This is a genomic window from Paenibacillus phoenicis (assembly GCF_034718895.1).
GTDB classification, from domain to species: domain Bacteria; phylum Bacillota; class Bacilli; order Paenibacillales; family Paenibacillaceae; genus Fontibacillus; species Fontibacillus phoenicis.
Genome location: NZ_JAYERP010000001.1, coordinates 1,018,329 through 1,038,139, shown reverse-complemented (window position 1 = coordinate 1,038,139; position 19,811 = coordinate 1,018,329). Strand labels below are relative to the sequence as shown.

The 19,811-nt window shown below is 52.2% G+C and carries 20 protein-coding genes; 2 read left to right on the top strand and 18 right to left on the bottom strand.

What is annotated here, in order from left to right:
• Window positions 1-452: 452 nt before the first annotated feature.
• From dapA to dpsA, 4 genes are all read right to left on the bottom strand, one after another.
• Entirely contained in the window at window positions 453-1,319 is an 867-nt protein-coding gene (gene dapA / locus U9M73_RS04885) for a 4-hydroxy-tetrahydrodipicolinate synthase (protein WP_009223066.1), read from the bottom strand.
• A gap of 92 nt (window positions 1,320-1,411) precedes the next feature.
• Window positions 1,412-2,632, bottom strand: coding sequence for an aspartate kinase (gene dapG, locus U9M73_RS04880; protein ID WP_009223065.1), 1,221 nt, complete (start codon window positions 2,630-2,632; stop codon window positions 1,412-1,414).
• A gap of 256 nt (window positions 2,633-2,888) precedes the next feature.
• Window positions 2,889-3,482, bottom strand: coding sequence for a dipicolinate synthase subunit B (locus U9M73_RS04875; RefSeq protein WP_009223064.1), 594 nt, complete (start codon window positions 3,480-3,482; stop codon window positions 2,889-2,891).
• A complete protein-coding gene (gene dpsA, locus U9M73_RS04870; protein ID WP_260070584.1) occupies window positions 3,479-4,378 on the bottom strand; it encodes a dipicolinate synthase subunit DpsA in 900 nt (299 codons plus the stop codon). Before dpsA ends, U9M73_RS04875 begins: the two co-directional genes overlap by 4 nt.
• Window positions 4,379-4,551: 173 nt before the next feature.
• On the opposite strand from dpsA, the gene U9M73_RS04865 reads away from it, so the two are divergent.
• Both U9M73_RS04865 and U9M73_RS04860 read left to right on the top strand, forming a co-directional pair.
• Complete coding sequence (locus tag U9M73_RS04865) at window positions 4,552-5,196, top strand: hypothetical protein (protein WP_323076464.1); 645 nt, start codon at window positions 4,552-4,554, stop codon at window positions 5,194-5,196.
• The gene (locus U9M73_RS04860; RefSeq protein WP_323076463.1) at window positions 5,124-5,507 is read left to right on the top strand and encodes a S41 family peptidase; all 384 of its coding nucleotides are present in this window, start codon (window positions 5,124-5,126) and stop codon (window positions 5,505-5,507) included. Before U9M73_RS04865 ends, U9M73_RS04860 begins: the two co-directional genes overlap by 73 nt.
• A gap of 247 nt (window positions 5,508-5,754) precedes the next feature.
• Here the strand turns inward: U9M73_RS04860 and dut are convergent, their stop codons facing one another.
• From dut to rimP, 14 genes are all read right to left on the bottom strand, one after another.
• Window positions 5,755-6,210: a dUTP diphosphatase gene (gene dut / locus U9M73_RS04855; protein ID WP_407673888.1), complete on the bottom strand. Its 456-nt coding sequence runs from the start codon at window positions 6,208-6,210 to the stop codon at window positions 5,755-5,757.
• On the bottom strand, window positions 6,194-7,447 hold the full coding sequence (locus tag U9M73_RS04850) for a M16 family metallopeptidase (protein WP_323076461.1): 1,254 nt from the start codon (window positions 7,445-7,447) through the stop codon (window positions 6,194-6,196). The genes dut and U9M73_RS04850 overlap by 17 nt, the downstream gene beginning before the upstream one ends.
• An 85-nt stretch (window positions 7,448-7,532) precedes the next feature.
• Complete coding sequence (locus tag U9M73_RS04845; RefSeq protein WP_323076460.1) at window positions 7,533-8,579, bottom strand: polysaccharide deacetylase family protein; 1,047 nt, start codon at window positions 8,577-8,579, stop codon at window positions 7,533-7,535.
• A 146-nt stretch (window positions 8,580-8,725) separates the two neighbouring features.
• The gene (pnp, locus tag U9M73_RS04840) at window positions 8,726-10,834 is read right to left on the bottom strand and encodes a polyribonucleotide nucleotidyltransferase (protein ID WP_260070580.1); all 2,109 of its coding nucleotides are present in this window, start codon (window positions 10,832-10,834) and stop codon (window positions 8,726-8,728) included.
• A gap of 244 nt (window positions 10,835-11,078) precedes the next feature.
• On the bottom strand, window positions 11,079-11,348 hold the full coding sequence (gene rpsO, locus U9M73_RS04835) for a 30S ribosomal protein S15 (RefSeq protein WP_009223056.1): 270 nt from the start codon (window positions 11,346-11,348) through the stop codon (window positions 11,079-11,081).
• A gap of 173 nt (window positions 11,349-11,521) precedes the next feature.
• Window positions 11,522-12,466 (bottom strand): bifunctional riboflavin kinase/FAD synthetase, encoded by a 945-nt coding sequence (locus U9M73_RS04830; protein WP_009223055.1) that lies wholly within the window; start codon window positions 12,464-12,466, stop codon window positions 11,522-11,524.
• Window positions 12,467-12,511: 45 nt separating this feature from the next.
• On the bottom strand, window positions 12,512-13,429 hold the full coding sequence (truB, locus tag U9M73_RS04825) for a tRNA pseudouridine(55) synthase TruB (protein ID WP_323076459.1): 918 nt from the start codon (window positions 13,427-13,429) through the stop codon (window positions 12,512-12,514).
• Window positions 13,426-14,406: a DHH family phosphoesterase gene (locus tag U9M73_RS04820; RefSeq protein ID WP_323076458.1), complete on the bottom strand. Its 981-nt coding sequence runs from the start codon at window positions 14,404-14,406 to the stop codon at window positions 13,426-13,428. The genes truB and U9M73_RS04820 overlap by 4 nt, the downstream gene beginning before the upstream one ends.
• Window positions 14,407-14,491: 85 nt before the next feature.
• A complete protein-coding gene (gene rbfA / locus U9M73_RS04815; RefSeq protein ID WP_009223052.1) occupies window positions 14,492-14,845 on the bottom strand; it encodes a 30S ribosome-binding factor RbfA in 354 nt (117 codons plus the stop codon).
• Between the two features lie 14 nt (window positions 14,846-14,859).
• Entirely contained in the window at window positions 14,860-17,427 is a 2,568-nt protein-coding gene (infB, locus tag U9M73_RS04810; protein ID WP_009223051.1) for a translation initiation factor IF-2, read from the bottom strand.
• A complete protein-coding gene (locus U9M73_RS04805) occupies window positions 17,420-17,749 on the bottom strand; it encodes a L7Ae/L30e/S12e/Gadd45 family ribosomal protein (protein WP_009223050.1) in 330 nt (109 codons plus the stop codon). The genes infB and U9M73_RS04805 overlap by 8 nt, the downstream gene beginning before the upstream one ends.
• Complete coding sequence (gene rnpM / locus U9M73_RS04800; protein ID WP_009223049.1) at window positions 17,742-18,056, bottom strand: RNase P modulator RnpM; 315 nt, start codon at window positions 18,054-18,056, stop codon at window positions 17,742-17,744. Before rnpM ends, U9M73_RS04805 begins: the two co-directional genes overlap by 8 nt.
• Before the next feature lie 15 nt (window positions 18,057-18,071).
• Window positions 18,072-19,169, bottom strand: a complete 1,098-nt coding sequence (nusA, locus tag U9M73_RS04795; RefSeq protein ID WP_009223048.1) for a transcription termination factor NusA — start codon at window positions 19,167-19,169, stop codon at window positions 18,072-18,074.
• 41 nt (window positions 19,170-19,210) lie between these two features.
• A complete protein-coding gene (gene rimP, locus U9M73_RS04790) occupies window positions 19,211-19,672 on the bottom strand; it encodes a ribosome maturation factor RimP (protein WP_009223047.1) in 462 nt (153 codons plus the stop codon).
• Between the last annotated feature and the right edge of the window lie 139 nt (window positions 19,673-19,811).

The following is a 19,811-nucleotide window of genomic DNA, read 5'->3' as shown; positions in this document are numbered from 1 at the left end:
TGAATCTAACCCTCCTAATTATTATGGACGTCGTATCGAAAACTCCTATGGAAATGGCTCCGACCGCTGCATATAAATTCCAAAGCCTGTAAATTGCAGGAATAAACAATCGCCTTGATTATCTCGCCGTTTCTCAAAGTCATTATCAAATGGTTGCTCAATCAAGTTCTGGTAAACTCCACAGCTTCATCCATTCCAAGCGGTCTGGTAAAACGTTCTCCGTACTCGCTTACACTGGCAGAAGCCAACTTCTTGAACAAACCATTCAATTCAAAATTCACCGCACCCAGTCACTTGAACTCATTATACATGATTAAATTGGCAAAAAACAAGTCAGCGCTTTTCCCTACGTCTAACCTTACCTTGTGCCATGACAAAAAAACCGATGCCTGCGGATCAGGCATCGGTTTCTGGGAATACGCACATATCTGGTTATAGAAGTAGGCCAGCAGCTATTTGAGGAAGCTGCGAATCCGCTGCGCTTCCTGTTCATTTGGCGGCACCAGCGGTAACCGAACCGTTCCTACAGGATGGCCGGTTTCATTTAAGGCATACTTCACGGCTACCGGATTCGGACATTCAAACAACACCTTAAATAACGGCAGAAGCTCGCGATGCAACTGGCTTGCCCGCTCTACGTTCCCGCTAAAGAATTGTGCGACCATCTCTTTGATGGAGCGGCCTGCGACATGACTGGCCACGCTAATGACACCGTAAGCTCCGACCGCCATCGCCGGCAGTGCCGAGGCGTCATCGCCCGAATAAACCTTGAAATGCTCCGGCGCTTGGGCGACGATCATAGCGATCTGATCCAGAGGCGCGCATTCCTTGGTCCCCACGATATTCGGGATTTGCGCCAGCCGCAGCGTCGTTTCCACGCTCAAGCTGACAACTGTACGGCTTGGCACATTGTACACAATAACCGGCAGACTGGTTACGGCCGCAATCGCTTCAAAATGGCGGAAAAGGCCTTCCTGATTCGGCTTGTTATAATACGGAGCGACCAGCAAAATTCCGTCTACTCCGCATTTTTCAGCTTCGCGCGTCAAATGAACGGAATGAGCGGTATCATTGCTGCCCGTGCCGGCGATAATTTTGCAGCGTCCGGCTGCATGTTTCACCGCGAAGGCAAACAGCTCAAGTTTTTCTTCATCCGTTAGTGTAGGGGACTCCCCCGTCGTTCCGCTCACGACCAAACTGTCAGATTGCTGCTCCTCCACCAAATAGTCGATCAGGCTTGCGGTTTGGTCCCAGTCGATTTTTCCTTGATCATTAAAAGGCGTTACCATGGCTGTAATCATTCTTCCGAAATCAATCACGCCATATCCTCCTCCCGTCTCCCGCTTCGCTTATTTATTGCCGTCTTCTCAGTATGCCTTCCATTTCTTAAGCGATGAACTCACATGCCTCGTTAGCGGCCCAGTTCGAACTTGGCATGCAACGCCCGCAACGCTTGCACCATATCGTCCTTCCGCACCAGCACCCAAATCGTAGTATTCGAATCAGCCGATTGCAGAATCTGAATGCCTTGCTCGGTCAAAGCCTCAACGATCTTGGCCATAATTCCGGGAACGCCGTTAATGCCTCCGCCGATGACGGACACCTTGGCGCATCCGGTGCATATTTGCGGTGAGAGGTCCAGCGATCTCAACACCGCTTCTGCCTTCGCCGAATCTTTATCAAAGACCGTATAAACGACACCGGTTGGGGTCACATTAATAAAATCAACACTAATGTCGTTCTCTGCCATGGATTTAAAAACTTGCAGCTGCAAATGATCCGGGCCGTTGCCAGCGGATTCCACCCGGATTTGAGTCACATTCGCCACATATGCAATCCCAGTCACGTAACGGTCCACAATCCCCAGCTGTACGTCCTTAAATCCTTCGGGGTTGGCAACCAATGTTCCTTCCCCTTGCGAAAAAGTCGAGCGAACGCGTACCGGAATCCCCGCTTGCATCGCAATTTCTACGGCGCGGGGATGGATCACCTTAGCCCCTTGATGCGCCATATTGCAGATTTCTGCGTAGCTGACGTATTCCAGCGGCTTCGCATCCTCGACGATCCGGGGATCCGCAGTTAAGATCCCATTCACATCGGTATAAATATCAACCATTTCGGCGTGCAGCGCGGCGCCCAAGGCTGTAGCCGACGTATCGCTGCCTCCGCGGCCCAACGTCGTGAAGTCGCCGTCTTGATTTTGACCTTGAAATCCTGTCACGATCACGACATCCTTCTGCTGCAGTTCTTCCAGCACCCGAGTCGGAACGATATCCAGAATTCTCGCGTTGCCAAACTGGCTGTCCGTTCGGAATCCAGCTTGAGCTCCAGTCAATACGACCGAAGAGATGTGCTGTTCAGCCAGCAGGCTGCACAGCTTGGCTGCGGAAATAATTTCGCCGCAAGCCATCAGTAAATCTTGTTCGCGGGGCGGTAAATAGCAATCCCCTTCAGAGACCAAATCAAGCAAGGTATCCGTCGCGTAAGGATCCCCTTTTCGGCCCATAGCCGAAACCACCACGACGAGCCGGAAACCGTTATCCAGTTCCCGGCGTACGTGTGAGATGACATGCTCTCTCGCTTCTTTCGTCGAAAGAGACGTGCCACCGAATTTTTGCACCAAAATGCGCATGGATATTCCTCCAGTTAATAAGTGCGGAGTAAAGCGATGACTTCATTCCGTTAGTAATAGCAAGATTAACGAACCCAGAGCTTCGAAAACATACCCCTTCGCCGCAATGATCTCCGCGATTGTATACGGCATTCCATGCTGCGCCTTTGAGCAATTTGTTCCGATACTTCCCACCTATATTGAGTCCGTCCTGTAAAGATCACGGCGTGAAACAACCCGAACGGTGCTTCGTACATGGTATGCCGGCTGCGCTGCATTATCCATGAAAACGTTCGATGATTAACGGTTGCAGCTGTTTTCCTTCAAGCGCGGCATAGCAAGTTTCAGGGATCAGTTCCATGTTTGCTACGAGCGAATTCGGTTTGCCGGTCGGATTGTCTTGACCAAACGGAACGAAATACACGTTCTTGGCCACAATTAATTTCGCGATATTTGCCAAATTAAAACCTAAACCGTCATTCGTCGACACCGCGATGACAAGCGGTCGCCCGTTTCTCAGCTGGGCTTTTGCGGCCATCAGAACGGGACTGTCCGTTATCGCATTTGCCAGTTTGCTCGTCGTCGTTCCCGTGCAGGGAGCGATCACCAAGACGTCCAGCAGCTTGCTTGGACCCAGAGGTTCGGCTTCGACAATTGAAGAAATAATATCATTCCCTGTAATATCTTTCAACTGTTCGCGCCAATCCTCCGATTTACCGAAACGGGTGTCGGTCGTCAGTACCGACTGGGATATGATCGGCACAACCTTCGCCCCTCCGTCGACAAATCGTTGGATCTGGGGCATTACCTCAGCAAACGTACAATGCGAGCCCGTAATGGCGTAACCTACCGTTTTACCCTGCCAATTCACTGTTCATCCCCCCGTAATTGATACTCATCCATAATCGACTGACAAATCGTGTTTGCCATAATAATTCCAGCCGATTTGGGAGCGACGATTCCGGGGAGGCCAGGGGATAAAATCGCCTTCACTCCGCGCTTCTCGGCGAAACGGAAATCCGTTCCTCCAGGCGCCGAAGCAAGGTCGATAATCACTGCCGTACGGGGCAGTTTCGAGATGATTTGCGCTGTGACTATCATAGTCGGAATTGTGTTAAAAATCAAGTCAACATCCCCTACGTTGGCGGCCAAATCCCTTGTCACAAAAGGCTTCCAGCCCATTTGTATCGCCCTAGCCACATCATCTTCCCGACGTACCCCTACCCTTACATTCGCTCCCAAACCTTGCAGCGTTCCTGCCAGCGTAAACCCTGTCCTCCCGATCCCAAGCACAATACAGTTCGAACCGTGAATCGTGATGTCCGTGTTCTGGATCGCCATCATCACTGCGCCTTCCGCCGTTGGAATCGAGTTGTAAATGGCGACGTCGTCACGTTCGAGCACCTCAATGATCCGGAAGCCGTGCTCCTCGCCCATTTGCTTTAAGAAGCTCTTGGCAATTCCGGTATAGACCAGCGTGCTTTTTCGGACGGATGCAAACCATTCCCGTTTGATGACCAGTTGTTCTGCAGAGAACGGCGCCGGGACGACACCGTGATCATCGCAACCGATTACCGGAAGGATAATTACGTCCGCGCCGGCCAGCAAGCCGGGGCTTAACGTCTCCTGCGAGACTCCTTTAAGGGGTGTCTCCAATCGGTCGAAGCCAACAACCCGTACCGTAGCATCCAGTTCGACACATTTGTTGATGACCTCCACCTGCCGGGCATCCCCACCGAGGAATACAATTGTGATTCCGGTCAGCATTCTTAGACGGCACTCCTTCCAAGCAACACAGTATAGACCATCTTATGCCGTGGCCTACGAAGTGGTGAAAGGCTAGAATGCCTCGCGAAGCTGAGGATATGAATATCGTCATAGCAAACCTTCACAGCAATTTTGTAGGATGTATTCCATATTATTACAGGTGGTGGAGTGAGTTGAGAAAGCCAGGAAAACGGGCTGTGATTTATGCAATTTTTTTGATGATTCTTTTGATATTGGCGTTTGCAGGATCTGTTGTTATTTCCTCACCGGAGCGGCAAGCGTCAGAGGTCGAACCATTCACCTCGCCTATACAAAGGCTGGGCGAAGCGGATCCCGCAGAAAGTGCTCTCTTGACGCCCGATACGATGAAAGCGGATTTCTATTACCTTATAAGCACGCTGGAACAGGTTCACCCGTCACTGATCGACGGATGGCAGAGAGAGCAACGAAAAAAAATACGGGATACTTACCGGATGATTCAAGCAGGTCCGCTGCCCATAAGCCGTTTTTATATCTCCGCTGTAGAAATGATCGGGCAACTGCATGACGCCCACACGAGCATCAACCCTTATTCCCCTTCCCTTTCCTATTTGGAGCTGCCGTTATACTGGACTGCGGAAGGCCCGGTGGTGATTCGATCAACGCCGTTGTTACAACGGGGCGACCTTTTACTTGAGTTAGGCGGGCTAACCCCTCCACAGTTATTAGACGAGCTGTCCAAGGTAGTGCCAACTGAAAATGAACATTGGTTAAAAATCATGGGAAGGCCCATGCTAGCTCATCCGTTAACCCGTTTAACGGTCACTTGTATCTATTGATCTCCCCCAAAACGTTCAGCGCCGCAAATGTCTTTGCCGTCACCTTCAAAGATAATGGGCTGGCCACTTTGATCGGAGAACCAACGGGCAATCAGCCATCTTGTTATGGAGATATATTCGTGTTTAAGATGCCTCACTCCGGATTTCAATTTACCGTATCTTATAAACATTTTTCTCGGCCGGATCAACGCTTGACCCACGAAACCCCCTTAGAACCGGATATCTATGTTCCAACAACACGCCAAGACATTATCGGCGGAAGAGATGCCCAAATGGAAAAGTTAATGGAGATCATTACTGCAGCAAAATAAGGGACTTTTCGGGCCTTATTTCAGCGAAATTCTTCTAAGCGCAAAAAATAGAGGACATTTTAGGCCTTATTTGGAGCGGAACCCACCATAACCGCCACTTTTGAATGCGATAAATGAAAATAAGGGTAAAAAAGTCCGCTATTCCCGGCCATATCCCTCTCCTAACCGAAAATAAGAACCTTTTTTACCCTTATTCTTCAACACCTGAACATAAACATGCTACTCAGGTTAAACGTGCCTCAGTCCCTTACTTCGTGCCCGTATGACCAAACCCGCCGGCGCCGCGAACCGTCTCCGACAGCTTGTCTACCTGCACGAGATTCACCTCAGGAACGATCTGGAACACCATCTGCGCAATCCGCTCATTCCGACGGATCACAAACGGTTCCTGCCCGAGGTTAATCAGCAGCACCTTGATTTCCCCGCGGTAATCCGCGTCGATCGTCCCCGGCGTATTCAGGCACGTAATGCCGTGCTTCAACGCCAACCCGCTGCGCGGGCGAATTTGCGCCTCTAGGCCGCCGGGCATCGCGATAACGATCCCGGTCGGTACGAGGGCACGTTGCCCCGGCTGGAGCGTCAGCTCCTCCGTAACGGCGGCGTAGAGATCAAAGCCGGAGGCTAGCTCCGACATTTTACGCGGCAGCTCGATATCTTCATTTCCTGCCAAACGGTTGATTTGCACTTCAAACGACAAGCTCATCTCTCCTAACTCCCGATATCACGCGATCTGACGATCCCACCATGGCGAGCGAAAACGGTTGGCTAAACATGCCCTTCAACACCTGATTGACATCGTCCATCGTCACCGCCTCGATGCGGGCGATCATCTCATCCAAGGAATAATGTTTCCCGATCATCAGCTCATTTTTGCCAAGTCGGTTCATGCGGCTTCCGGTGCTCTCCAAGCTCAAAATCAAGCTTCCCTTCAGCTGTTCTTTCCCCTTGCTCAGCTCATTTGGAGTAATCCCGTTCACCGAAACATCGTGCAGGATCTCCTTGGTCAAATCCAGCACTTCCTTCGTTTGGCGCGGCGCGGTTCCTGCGTACACCGTAAACAGTCCGCTGTCCGCGTGCGAGCTGTGATACGAGTACACCGAGTAGGCCAACCCGCGTTTCTCACGGATCTCCTGGAAGAGCCGCGAGCTCATGCCGCCGCCCAGCGCATTGTTCAGCAGCACCATCGCATATTGTTTCTCATCCCCGATCGGCAAACCTGGGAAGGACAAGCAAATATGGTTCTGCTCGGTCTTCTTGCGATGGAATTTCAATCCCCCCAAGAACTCTGGCGCAGCCAAAGGGCTGGAGCTTCCCCGATTCGAAAAATCACCAAAATATTGCTCCAGCAGATCAATCACCTGTTCATCGATATTGCCTGCCACGCTGATGACCGTATTTTCGATTGTATAGTGCTCGCGCATGTATTCCCGCAGGTGCTCGGATTCCATGGCGCGCAGCTTCTCCTCCGTCCCTAAGATCGGCAGAGCCAGCGGATGGTCCCCGTAGGCTGCCTGCGTCACAAGATCGTGGACCATATCGTCCGGCGTATCTTCGTACATAGAGATTTCCTCTACGATCACGTTTTTCTCTTTCCGCAGCTCTTCCTTATCGAACAAGGAACGGAAAAACATGTCGGACAACACGTCAACCGCAATCGGTAAATGCTCATCCAGCACTTTCGCGTAATAACAGGTATATTCCTTGGACGTAAACGCGTTAACATTGCCGCCAATCGCATCAAACTGCTCTGCGATGTCCTTGGCGCTGTAGCGTTCCGTACCTTTAAACAGCATGTGTTCGATAAAATGCGAAATTCCGCCCCGCTCAGGGCGTTCATTGCGGGAGCCGGTTTTGACCCATATGCCGAACGAGACCGAACGGCAAGTCGGTATCTTCTCCATGACTACCCGAAGGCCGTTTTTCAATTGCGTTCTCTTCACGAAAGGCCCCCCTAAATGTTATGCGATGCATTGGTTAGCGTCGTTAATAAATGCATCCCTATCCTACCAAAAAAAGGCGGAAAGCTCAACTCTGCGGAGCAGGGACTTCGACGCGGTCCGGCGACAGCGTTTGTTCCACGGTTCCGAGCACCAACCCTTTGCTGCGAATGGCCTGAATCATCCCTTCCAGGGCATCGCGGCTGGACGCCGTCGGATGCATCAAGATCAGCGATCCTGGCCCCACTTTGCTGCTGATCTTACTAACGATGCTGGCTGCGGGCGGATTTTTCCAATCTACTGTATCCACGGTCCACAATACCGTCTTCAGCCCCTGCTCCGCCGCCAGCTTGACGGTTTGCATATTATAATCACCCGAAGGCGGCGCAAACCAGCGATTTTCCACGCCCAGCTTCTCCTTCAGCAGCTCCTTCGTTTTGGAGATCTCCAGCCGGGCCCGGGTTTGCTCCAGTTGGCTCATATTCGGATGCGAGTAGGCGTGGTTTTCGATTTGATGCCCGCGCCGCTTGATTTCGGCGGCAAGGTCCCCGTTCTTCTTGAGCCAGCTGCCATCGAGGAAAAAGGTCGCCTTGACCTTCTGCTGATCCAACGTATCCAGCATAGGCACCAGATATTCATTGCCCCAGGCGACATTGATCATGAGCGCTGCCATCGGCTTGTTTGGGTTCCCCCGGTAAATCGGCTGCGGCCCTAAATCCTCGAGATTTACTTTCGGCCGAAGCTCCCGATAGACATATTCGATGTTCGCGCCCTCCGGCAGCTGTTTGGCCTTCTTGTAAGTGCGTTCGATATCCACCTCACGACCGTTATAGCCGGGAATGGCTTTCCAGACCCGGTCGATCACCGCATCGATCGGCTCGATCCGCTGCTTCTTCGCCTCTTCACGGATCTTGGCCAGCAACGGATCCGTATCCTTCGCTGTCCCGCCGCTAGCCGGGTCAGGCTGGTTCTGGGCCCCCAGGTCACCGGTCAGGTCATGAATCAGGCGGAAAGCGTAGCTGCCGCCATCTTCCCCCGAGCTTTTGGCAACGAAGGCCCGAATGCCGGCAAACTGCCCCAATATCATCATAAACGCAATGCATATCGCGATGACCGCAAACTTGTTCCGCCCCATGCTAACAGCTCATCCCCTTAAACGGTTTTTGTCCCCATCATATGTTGACAAGCCCAGGGATATGCGAACGCAATAAAAAAGAGCCAGAATTTAATTATTCTGTCTCTTTTCCCGCAAGGGTTGCCTGCGTCGATATGTTATCTCATTTATTTGGATGGAGTTTTGTCCGTTTCGGCGGTTAATACCGCTTTGCGGGAAAGATTGATCCGTCCTTGGTTGTCGATCTCGGTCACTTTCACCGTTACCGTATCGCCGATCGCCACAACGTCTTCGACCTTGGCAACGCGTTCCGTCGAGAGCTGCGAAATATGCACTAAGCCGTCTTTACCCGGCAGAATCTCAACGAATGCACCAAATTTCTCGATCCGTTTGACGGTCCCGACGTAAATCTCACCGACCACCACTTCTTTGACGATCCCTTCAATGATCGAACGCGCTTTGTTGTTCATCTCTTCATTGGTAGAAGCGATGTACACGCGGCCATCCTGCTCGATATCGATCTTCACGCCGGTTTCCTCGATAATCTTGTTGATGATCTTGCCGCCGGCCCCGATGACATCGCGGATTTTGTCCGGATTGATTTGCATGATGGTGATCTTCGGCGCGTAAGGGGACAGATGCTCCTTCGGCTTCTGGATCCGTTCCATCATTTTGGACAAGATAAACAATCGACCTTCTCTTGCTTGCTTCAAAGCGTCGGACAAAATTTGCCGGTCAATGCCGTCAATTTTGATATCCATTTGGATGGCCGTAACGCCTTCCGCGGTACCGGCTACTTTAAAGTCCATATCGCCGAGATGGTCTTCCATCCCTTGGATGTCGGTCAAGATCGACACATGCTCGCCGTCTTTGATCAGCCCCATGGCAACCCCGGCAACCGGAGCTTTGATCGGTACGCCTGCATCCATCATCGCCAGCGTGCTAGCGCAAATGCTCGCCTGCGAGGTCGAACCGTTGGATTCCAAAACTTCCGATACGAGACGAATCGTATAAGGGAATTCGGATTCCGGCGGAATAACCTTCGACAACGCGCGTTCGCCCAATGCGCCGTGACCGATTTCGCGGCGGCCTGGAGCCCGCAATGGACGAGCTTCACCAACGCTGAACGGCGGGAAGTTGTAGTGGTGCATGAAGCGTTTCGACTCTTCGAGGTCGATCCCGTCGAGAATTTGAACATCGCCCAATGCCCCAAGTGTACAGATGCTCAGCGCTTGCGTTTGTCCGCGCGTGAACAGACCGGAGCCATGCGTACGCGGCAGCAAGCTGATATCGCATTCAATTGGACGAATCTCGTCCAGTTTACGACCGTCAGGGCGTACTTTTTCATGGGTGATCAACCGGCGCACTTCTTCCTTAACGATGTCGTGAAGCACTTCCTTCACATCGGCGAGCAGCTCCGGCGTTTCTATGTATTTCTCTTCGAAATGAGCCACCGTTTCGTCGTTAATGGCGTCAATCGCATCCTGACGTGCATGCTTCTCTGCGATCTTCACGGCTTCAATCAAGCGATCCTGGGCATAAGCGCGAACCTCACGGTTCACTTCTTCATTCACCGTATGCAGCTGCACCTGCATCTTCTCTTTGCCGGCCACTTTTACGAGATCTTCAATGACGGCAACGATCTTTTTGATCTCTTCATGGCCAAACATAATGGCCTCAAGCATAACCTCTTCTGGAACTTCATTCGCTTCCGCTTCCACCATCATGATGGCGTCCTTCGTTCCGGCAACCACGACGTAAATGTCGCTGGCTTCCTGCTGTGCCACGTCCGGATTAATGACGAATTCCCCGTTCACCCGGCCTACAGCTACGCCGCCGATCGGCCCGTTAAACGGAACATCGGAAATGCTCAGCGCTGCAGAAGTCCCAATCATTGCGGCAATTTCCGGTTCGCAATCCTGATCCACACTCATGACTAAGTTTACGATTTGCACATCGTTACGGAAGCCTTCCGGAAAGAGCGGGCGAATTGGACGGTCGGTCAAACGGCTGGCCAGAATCGCTTTTTCACTCGGACGTCCTTCCCGTTTAATAAAGCCGCCGGGAATTTTACCGACTGCATACAGTTTCTCTTCATAATTGACGGTTAACGGAAAAAAGTCCAAATCCTTAGGTTCCGAAGAAGCCGTAACCGTACAAAGCACCGCCGTATCGCCGTAGCGAACCATGACAGCCGCATTGGCTTGCTTTGCCAATCGGCCGGTTTCCAGAATGAGAGGTCTTCCTCCCAAATCCATTCTCACTTCAGTCTGCATGAAATCCCTCCTTATCACCAATACAAGTTCGGTACTGAGTTCATTATTTCCTGCTTTTCACCAATTCATAATGAGAAGCGGCGCTGGCGCAGAAGAATGTCCTCATAACAAAAGCTCCTGACGGAGCTCTTCATGAAAGCTTATCGCAACAAAGCCTAATTTGTAAAAAGCAACCCGGCCGCACACCGCACGCTTCGCCAGCGTCCGCCATGCAACTAGGCTGCTTTTATACAAACTTGTTTAATTAACGACGCAATCCAAGTTTCTCGATCAAAGCGGAGTAACGATTTACGTCTTTGTTCTTCAAGTAAGCCAACAATTTCCGACGTTGACCAACCATCTTCAGAAGACCGCGACGGGAATGATGGTCCTTCTTGTGTGTACGCAAGTGGTCCGTCAAATTCACGATGTTCTCCGTAAGGATAGCAATTTGCACCTCAGGGGATCCGGTATCGGACTCATGAGTTCTGTGCTCTTGGATCAATTGTTGTTTACGTTCTTGAGTCAATGCCATCCTGTTCACCTCCTTTATCTCAAATCGCCGTTAGCCTCGTCGCCGGCGGTGAAACCGTGCAACCAAGCCAAGGTTCTCGCTGCCGATTGGAAAAAGCAAAGTTCTTCCGCATGACAACGTTACATAGTATACCACAGCCGATGGGCAAAGTAAATGCCGGATCGGTTTAGTTATCAGGAATCTTTCAGCAATCGTTTAGCCGTTTCCGCATCCTGTCCAATTTGAGCGATCAGCTCATCCAGGGAGCCGAACTTGCGCTCCGCCCGAATATAATGAACTAATTCCACAGACAAGCTTTCGTCATAAATCTCGCCGGAAAAATCAAACAGATGGGCTTCCAGCCAAAAGATTTTGCCGTTCTCATGAAAGGTTGGCTTAACCCCAACGTTCATCACGCCGGAGTACGTCGTACCTTCGCGCGTAACTCGCACGGCGTAGACCCCGCTGGCCGGGACGACGTAGTGCTCCGCCAGCTTCAGATTGGCTGTAGGGAATCCGAGCTGGCGGCCGCGTTTCTCGCCGTGCATGACCGTCCCTCTCAGCGTATACGTCCGCCCAAGCCAACGATTCGCTAGCTCAATCTTCCCTTCCTGCAGCGCTTTGCGAATCCCTGAACTGCTGACCTTCTCCCCGTCGATCAGGAACGGCGGCACGGTGTGCACGTCAAGGACGTTGCCGCTCAATTCACGCAGCATGCTCGCATCCCCTTCGCCCCGGTAGCCGTAACGGAAGTCAAAGCCAACCACCGCGGTGTGCACCTGAAGCGGCACCAGGATGCCGGAAACGAAGTTCTGCGGACTTACCCGCGAGAAGGCATCGTTGAATTCAACGATATATACGTAATCCACGCCCATCTCGCGCAGAATACGCTCCTTCTCCTTCGGCGGCGTCAAATATCCGTCGTAGTCGCCTTTTTTCATAACTTCCTTCGGATGGGGATGAAAAGTCATGACGGAGGCAGGAAGACCTAGTTCGCCAGCCAACCGGACAGCCGAATCAATCACGCTGGCATGTCCCAGGTGAAGGCCGTCAAATTGGCCGATCGCCAGCACTTGCGGACGGGCATGTTGTTCTATAAATCGTTCATTTAGTGGATATGATAAATGTATCGTTTCCATGATCGTGTCACCTGCAATTTCCCTCGGAATGCGCATTTCTTGAGGCTATTCGGGTAAAAACACTTTAACCGCCTTCACGGCCTTCGTTCCCTCTTCTACCCGGAAGATGCCTAAAAATTGCTGTTCGGGGCTGTACAGCCGCAGGGTCTCTCCGCGCTTAACCGCCGGAGAGACCACAGAGGGGGACAGCCGCTGACCTTGCAATGCTGCCTTGACCTTCTCGGCAGCAACCGTGTGAGCCGGCAAATGCTGAACAGCTCGATCGACCGGCAGTAAATAATCTTGCAGCGATCCGCTTGCCGCGTGGCGGGCCACCTCATCCAGCGTCAGACAATGCGACTCCGTGATCCCCGCCGACATCGTCCGCTTCAGCTCCGTCATCGCTGCAGGCACGCCTAGTGCACGTCCGATATCAACGCAGAGCGTACGGATATAAGTTCCTTTGGAGCATAACGCACGAAAAGAGATCCGCGGATGCGGCCCCTCCGGATGAAAAGCAAGCAGCTCCAATTGATAGATTGTGACTTCCCGGGGCTTACGCTCCACGGTCTTCCCTTCCCGTGCCAGTTCATACAGACGTTTACCGTCTTGCTTCAGCGCCGAATACATCGGCGGAATTTGCGAGATCGTGCCAACAAAACGGGACAACACGCGCCGTACGTCCTCTTCCGTCACCTGAACCTCATTTACCTGTTCGATGATTTCGCCGGTCATGTCCTCTGTATCGGTCGCAACGCCAAGCACCAAGGTCGCTTCGTATTCCTTCGGCAAGTCCTGCAAATACTCCACCATTCGCGTTGCACGGCCCAGGCATAGAGGCAGCACTCCGGTGACCGCCGGGTCTAACGTACCCGTATGGCCGATCCGCTTCATTTTCAAAATCCCCCGGCATTTGGCAACCACGTCATGCGATGTAAAACCGGCCGGCTTGTGGATGGGCAAAATGCCTTCGTATGCGTTCATAGCTGCAGCCTCACTTGTTCCAACACTCTAGGGACAACCGTGTCTAGGGTCCCTTCAATGCGAGCACCCGCGGCCCGGACATGGCCGCCGCCGCCAAAGCTTTGGGCCACCTTGGCCACGTCAACTTTTCCCGCCGAGCGCATGCTCACCTTTATGGCTTGTTCGTTAATGACTTTAAACAACAGGCCTACTTCGACCCCTTGGATATTTCGCGGATAGTTGACGATGCCTTCCATATCCTCGTGAACGGCGCCAGTCGCCTTCAGGTCCTCATCTGTAACCGATACCCAGCCAATCTTCCCGTCTTCCGTAAGCTGAAGACCGTTTAAAGCCCGAGTCAGCAAACGCAGCTGCGGAAGCGTCATTTGCTCTAGCAGCAATTCGGATAAAGCGGGACCGTCCACGCCGTATTCCAGCAGTTTGGAGGCAGCCGCCATCACCTTCGGCGACATGTTGGAGTACCGGAACCCGCCGGTATCCGTCAGCAGTCCGGTATAAAGCACCGTTGCTATCGTTTCATCCAACGGCAGACCCATATAGTTGATCAGATCAAACAAAATTTCAGCGGTCGCCGCCGCATTTGGCACTACAAGATTCACCGAGCCGTAGTGGTCGTTGGTCGGATGGTGGTCGATGTTCAGCAGTCGTGCCCCTTCGGCAAACCATTCATGCGTCGTGCCAACCCGTTTGAAATCCGCGCAGTCCACGCAAATCACATGATCAAATTTGCGGTCAAGCGGCGTCACCGACAAATCGAGAATCTCGTCCGCATGCCACAAATAATGCATCCGCTTTGGGATCGGGCCTTCGTTGACCATCACGAATTTTTTACCCAGACATGACAGAAGCCAGCCCACCGCAAGGGTGGAACTGACTGCGTCACCGTCCGGCTGAACATGCGACACAATTAGGAAATGATCATTCTGAGTCAGGAACTCCTTGGTCTGACTCAGCTCCCTTTCATAGGTCGTCTGCATTGCCGTCTCCTTTAGGGACCTACAAAACTCATCCGCTCATCTTCATTCAAGGGTGGCAGATGAGTTATCGATTCCCTTTCATATTTCATTCTTTGTGCTCTTGCGTAATTTCGCCGAGAAGCTTCTCTATCCGGCTGCCGTAAGCGATAGATTCGTCGATTTTGAAAATCAGCTCCGGCGTGTGGCGCAGCCGAATTCGTTTGCCAATTTCGGTGCGCAGGAAGCCGGTCGCTTTCTCCAGCCCTTTTAAAGATTCGTTCTTCTGCTCCTCGTCGCCAAATACGCTGAGGTAAACTTTGGCCTGCGACAAATCATTTGTCACATCGACCCCGGTCACCGTGACAAAACCGATGCGCGGATCTTTCAGTTCACTCTGGATGAGCACACTAAGTTCTTTCTTAATCTGTTCGCCTACGCGGCCGGTACGATTTTTGGCCATTTTAGACACCCACCTTACTTCGGTTCAACAGTTTCCATGACGAACGCTTCAATGACGTCGCCTTCTTTAATGTCGTTGTAATTGTCCAAGGTAATCCCGCACTCGTAACCTTGAGCAACTTCCTTCGCGTCGTCCTTGAAACGTTTGAGCGAATCGATTTTGCCTTCGTATACGACGATTCCGTCACGAATCAAGCGGACTTCCGCCGTACGGGTAATTTTACCGGAAGTCACCATACAGCCTGCAATCGTTCCGACCTTGCTGATCTTGAACGTATTACGGACTTCCGCGTGACCGATAACCGACTCTTTATAAACCGGATCAAGCATCCCTTTCATCGCTTGCTCGATCTCTTCGATTGCGTTGTAAATGACGCGGTGCAAGCGGATGTCAACCTTCTCTTGCTCCGCTGTCGCTTTCGTTTGGTTGTCCGGACGGACGTTGAACCCGATGATAATCGCGTTCGAAGCCGCCGCCAAGATGACATCGGATTCGGTAATCGCACCGGCCCCGCTGTGGATAATCTTGACACGAACGCCTTCGACTTCGATCTTCTCGAGTGCGCCTCTGAGCGCTTCAACCGAACCTTGCACGTCGGCTTTGATGATCACGTTGAGATCCTTGATTTCGCCTTCCTTGATATGGCGGAACAGATCATCCAGTGTAACGCGCGTATTGGCACCCAAATCGGATTGACGCTGCATCGTAGCCCGTTTGTCCGCGATCGACCGCGCTTTGCGTTCGTCCTCGAAGACCATAAACGGATCGCCGGCTTGCGGTACCTCCGTCAGACCGGTAATTTCCACCGGCGTCGACGGACCTGCTTCTTTCAAGCGGCGCCCGCGATCGTTAACCATCGCGCGGACGCGGCCGAAGCAGTTCCCTGCAACGAAGGCGTCGCCGACCTTCAACGTTCCGTGCTGTACCAACACGCGAGCTACCGGACCGCGGGTTTTATCGAGCTCGGCTTCGATGACCGCACCGCGAGCGCGTTTATCCGGGTTGGCTTTGTACTCGTTCACTTCGGCTACCAGCAGAATCATTTCGAGCAGGTTTTCCAAGCCGATTTTTTGCTTCGCAGAGACATTGACGAAAATCGTGTCGCCGCCCCATTCTTCCGGCACAAGCTCATACTCCGTCAATTCTTGCTTCACTCGATCCGGATTTGCCTCCGGTTTGTCGATCTTGTTCACAGCAACGATAATTGGCAAGCCTGCTGCTTTGGCATGGTTCACCGCTTCGACCGTCTGCGGCATCACGCCGTCATCCGCAGCAACGACGATAATCGTAATATCCGTTAACTGGGCACCGCGGGCACGCATCGCTGTAAACGCTTCGTGGCCTGGCGTATCCAGGAACGTGATCTTCTTGCCGTTGATTTCGACTTGGTATGCCCCGATATGCTGCGTGATCCCGCCGGCTTCGCCGCCGGTGACGTTGGTGGAACGAATGGCGTCCAGCAGCGTCGTTTTCCCGTGGTCAACGTGACCCATGATCGTAACGACTGGTGGACGTTCTTTCAGATCTGCCTCATCGTCAACCTCTTCGATCGTTTCGAAACGGTCTTCTTCCACCGGAATTTTCAATTCAACCTCAACGCCGTAGTCACTTGCCAGCAGCTGGATCGTGTCAAGGTCAAGCTCTTGGTTAATGGTTGCCAAGACGCCGAGCAGCATCAGCTTTTTGATCACTTCGGAAGCGTCCTTATGCAGCAATTTGGCGGTTTCGCCAACCGTCATCGTGCCGCGGACGATAATTTTCTTCGGCGTATTGTCGATCTTCTCGCGTGGAGGCTGCTGCGGAGCACCTTTGCCGCGCCCGCCTTTGCCGCCGCGATTATTTTTGAAATTGGCGCCGTTGCGGTTATCATCGTAACCTCTTTGGTTTTTGCCGCCGTTATTATTTCCTTTTCTTTGCCCTTGACCTTTGCCGCCGCCGTTTCCGCCGCCAAAATTGTTGCTTGGCGCAAAGCTGCGGTTTCCGCCGCTATTTTGGCCTTGAGCTGGGCGCTGACCGCTATCATTCCGCTGGCCGCCTTGACCGGCTCCCCGGTTCCCTTGCGGGTTCCGGTTTGCACTGGAGGAATTTCCTCCGCCTTGGCCTTGCGGTCGTGAGTTTTGATGATTGCCGCCGTTCGGACGGCTGGATCTTTCTTGAACTGCCGTACTGCCACCTGCATTGGTTTGGTTTGTTTTTGGTTTATTATTCATGCTTACCTGCTTTTCCTGTTGATTTTGGTTTTTTACGGGTGCGTTTGCGCCGCGTCCCTGATCTCCGCGATGACCGGAAGATTCTCCGGATGTAGCTTTCGGTGTTTGGCTCCCTCCTGCGGAAGCCGATGCCGGCGATTTGGCAGAGGAATCGTTGCGCCCCGAGCTTTCTCGTTTCGCCGCCGCGTTGCTTTTAATATCCTTGAAAAACTGTTCCACACGGGCTACTGCATCGTTCTCCATGACGCTCATGTGGTTGTTGACCGGGATATTCAGACGCTTAAGAATCGTGATAATTTCTTTGCTGCTCATGTTGAGCGATTTAGCGTATTCGTACACCCTGAGCTTATCTTGTTTTTCTTGTTTACTCAATATACTCCACCTCCGATGTTTTCAAGATCGCTTTGCGGATCATCTCGGTAAACCCTGGATCGGTGATCGCCAGAACAACCCGTTCCGGTTTGCCAACACTTCTCCCGAGCGCTTCACGGTCAAATCCGATGATCAGCGGGATGTTGTAGGTCCCGCATTTGTCCCGGAATTTCTTCTGTGTATTGGCGGAAGCATCCCCCGCAACGATGACGAGCTTGGCTTCTCTTGAACGAATCGACTTCAGGACGAGTTCGTCCCCTGTCACCAGCTTACCGGCTCGCATGGCGAGACCAAGACCGGACAACGGCTGGGCCTTACTCATCTTCATCCTCATCTCGAGCCTGAGCAGCAAGGAATTCATCCTCGACGGCCAAGAAATCACGAGCGAGCTGTTCATAAACCTCGTTACCAACCGGAGCTTTGAGCGCCCGATCAAGAGCACGCGATTTATGAGCGAGCTTAAAGCATTCCGTCTTGCCGCAGAGATAAGCGCCGCGGCCCGACTTTTTGCCCGTTAAGTCGATCGATACCTCGCCCTCCGGGGAACGCACAATCCGGATCAGCGTCTTCTTGGGCATCATTTCCTGGCAAGCTACGCATTTGCGCAGCGGTACTTTTCTTTGCTTCATCCTTGCCACCTCCCGTTAATCCACGGAGATGGAATCCTGAGGCATTTCGCCTTGATCGGTTTTTTCTCTGCCGAATTCCTCTTCCGCTTGGGTTTCGCTCTTGATGTCGATTTTCCAACCGGTCAATTTGGCGGCGAGACGCGCGTTCTGTCCTTTAATGCCAATCGCCAGGGACAACTGGTAATCCGGCACGATGACGCGGGCCATCTTCTCCGCTTCAAACACCTGCACCTCGAGCACTTTGGACGGGCTCAGCGCATTGGCTACATATTCCTCAACATTTTCCGAATAACGAACGATGTCAATTTTCTCTCCGCGCAGCTCGTTAACAATCGTTTGCACACGCGTGCCCTTCGGGCCAACGCAGGAGCCAACAGGATCCACTTCGCTGTTGCGGGAGTATACGGCGATTTTGGAGCGGAAGCCGGCTTCGCGGGCTACGGAACGAATCTCCACGACTCCGTCGAAAATTTCCGGAACCTCCAGCTCGAACAAGCGCTTCAGCAAGCCCGGATGCGTACGGGACAACAAAATTTGCGGTCCCTTCGTCGTATTTTCCACTTTCGTAATATACGCCTTAATCCGGTCGCCGTGCTTGAACTTCTCGTTTGGCATCAATTCGTTCAGCGGCAAATGGGCTTCCACCTTGCCAAGATCAACGTAGATGTTACGTAAGTCCTGACGTTGTACGATCCCGGTTACGATGTCCTCTTCCTTCTCCACGAACGCATTATAGATCAGTCCGCGCTCGGCCTCGCGAATGCGCTGCGTCACGACTTGCTTCGCCGTTTGTGCCGCGATCCGGCCGAAGTCCCGAGGAGTCACCTCAATTTCAGTAATGTCGTCCAGATGATAGTTTGGATTAATCTCACGGGCTGCCTGCAGTGAAATTTCCGTCCGCGGATCAAGGACTTCTTCTACGACAAGCTTGCGCGCATAAACTTTGATTTCGCCGGTATGGCGGTTCATATCCACACGCACGTTTTGCGCCGTATTAAAGTTACGTTTGTAGCTGGAGATCAGCGCGGCTTCGATCGCTTCGAACAAGATGTCCTTGCTGATTCCTTTTTCCCTTTCCAATTCGTTCAAGGCTTCGATAAAATCCATGCTCATTTGCCTCGATTTCCCCCTTTCATAATTCCCCGCAGGTCACACTAGAAAATAATGGCCAATCTTGCGCTGGCAACTTTGTTATATGGAATGGCGTGACGCTTCTTCCCGACTTCGACAACTAATTCGTCCCCATCGAAGGAAAGAAGCCGGCCTTCAAATTCTTTCAGGCCGTCTACCGGTTCGTATGTAGTCACAAAAACGTCTTTGCCGACCGCCTTGGAGACATCCTCGGCTTTCTTCAAGGGGCGTTCCGCTCCCGGCGAAGACACTTCCAGAAAATAAGCCGACGGAATCGGATCATTCTCGTCGAGCTTCTCGCTAAGGTATTCGCTGATCCGGCCGCAGTCATCGATGTCGATGCCACCTTCTTTGTCGACAAATACGCGGAGGAACCAGTTGCTGCCCTCCTTGACGTATTCCACGTCAACCAGTTCAAAGCCGTTCTCCTCCAAATAAGGCGTGACCATTTGCTCGACGGTCGCTTTGATCTTTGGTGTGCTCAAGCGTACATTACCTCCAATAATTCAATCCTATATACCAAAGATTAAAGAGTGGGTTTCCCCACTCTTTAAACAACGGTTCTATCTTCATGATTGCCAAAAAAATTATAACATAGTACATACCAAGTGACAAGTAAAACAC

Coding starts and splice junctions, on each gene's coding strand:
- nusA (WP_009223048.1), bottom strand. CDS start 19,169: ATGAGCATGGATTTTATCGAAGCCTTGAACGAATTGGAAAGGGAAAAA.
- rpsO (WP_009223056.1), bottom strand. CDS start 11,348: ATGGCATTGACTCAAGAACGTAAACAACAATTGATCCAAGAGCACAGA.
- U9M73_RS04845 (WP_323076460.1), bottom strand. CDS start 8,579: ATGGGGCGGAACAAGTTTGCGGTCATCGCGATATGCATTGCGTTTATG.
- rnpM (WP_009223049.1), bottom strand. CDS start 18,056: ATGAAGCAAAGAAAAGTACCGCTGCGCAAATGCGTAGCTTGCCAGGAA.
- dut (WP_407673888.1), bottom strand. CDS start 6,210: ATGAGCTTGTCGTTTGAAGTGCAAATCAACCGTTTGGCAGGAAATGAA.
- U9M73_RS04805 (WP_009223050.1), bottom strand. CDS start 17,749: ATGAGTAAGGCCCAGCCGTTGTCCGGTCTTGGTCTCGCCATGCGAGCC.
- truB (WP_323076459.1), bottom strand. CDS start 13,429: ATGAACGCATACGAAGGCATTTTGCCCATCCACAAGCCGGCCGGTTTT.
- pnp (WP_260070580.1), bottom strand. CDS start 10,834: ATGCAGACTGAAGTGAGAATGGATTTGGGAGGAAGACCTCTCATTCTG.
- U9M73_RS04830 (WP_009223055.1), bottom strand. CDS start 12,466: ATGGAAACGATACATTTATCATATCCACTAAATGAACGATTTATAGAA.
- dapG (WP_009223065.1), bottom strand. CDS start 2,632: ATGCGCATTTTGGTGCAAAAATTCGGTGGCACGTCTCTTTCGACGAAA.
- dpsA (WP_260070584.1), bottom strand. CDS start 4,378: ATGCTGACCGGAATCACAATTGTATTCCTCGGTGGGGATGCCCGGCAG.
- U9M73_RS04820 (WP_323076458.1), bottom strand. CDS start 14,406: ATGCAGACGACCTATGAAAGGGAGCTGAGTCAGACCAAGGAGTTCCTG.
- rbfA (WP_009223052.1), bottom strand. CDS start 14,845: ATGGCCAAAAATCGTACCGGCCGCGTAGGCGAACAGATTAAGAAAGAA.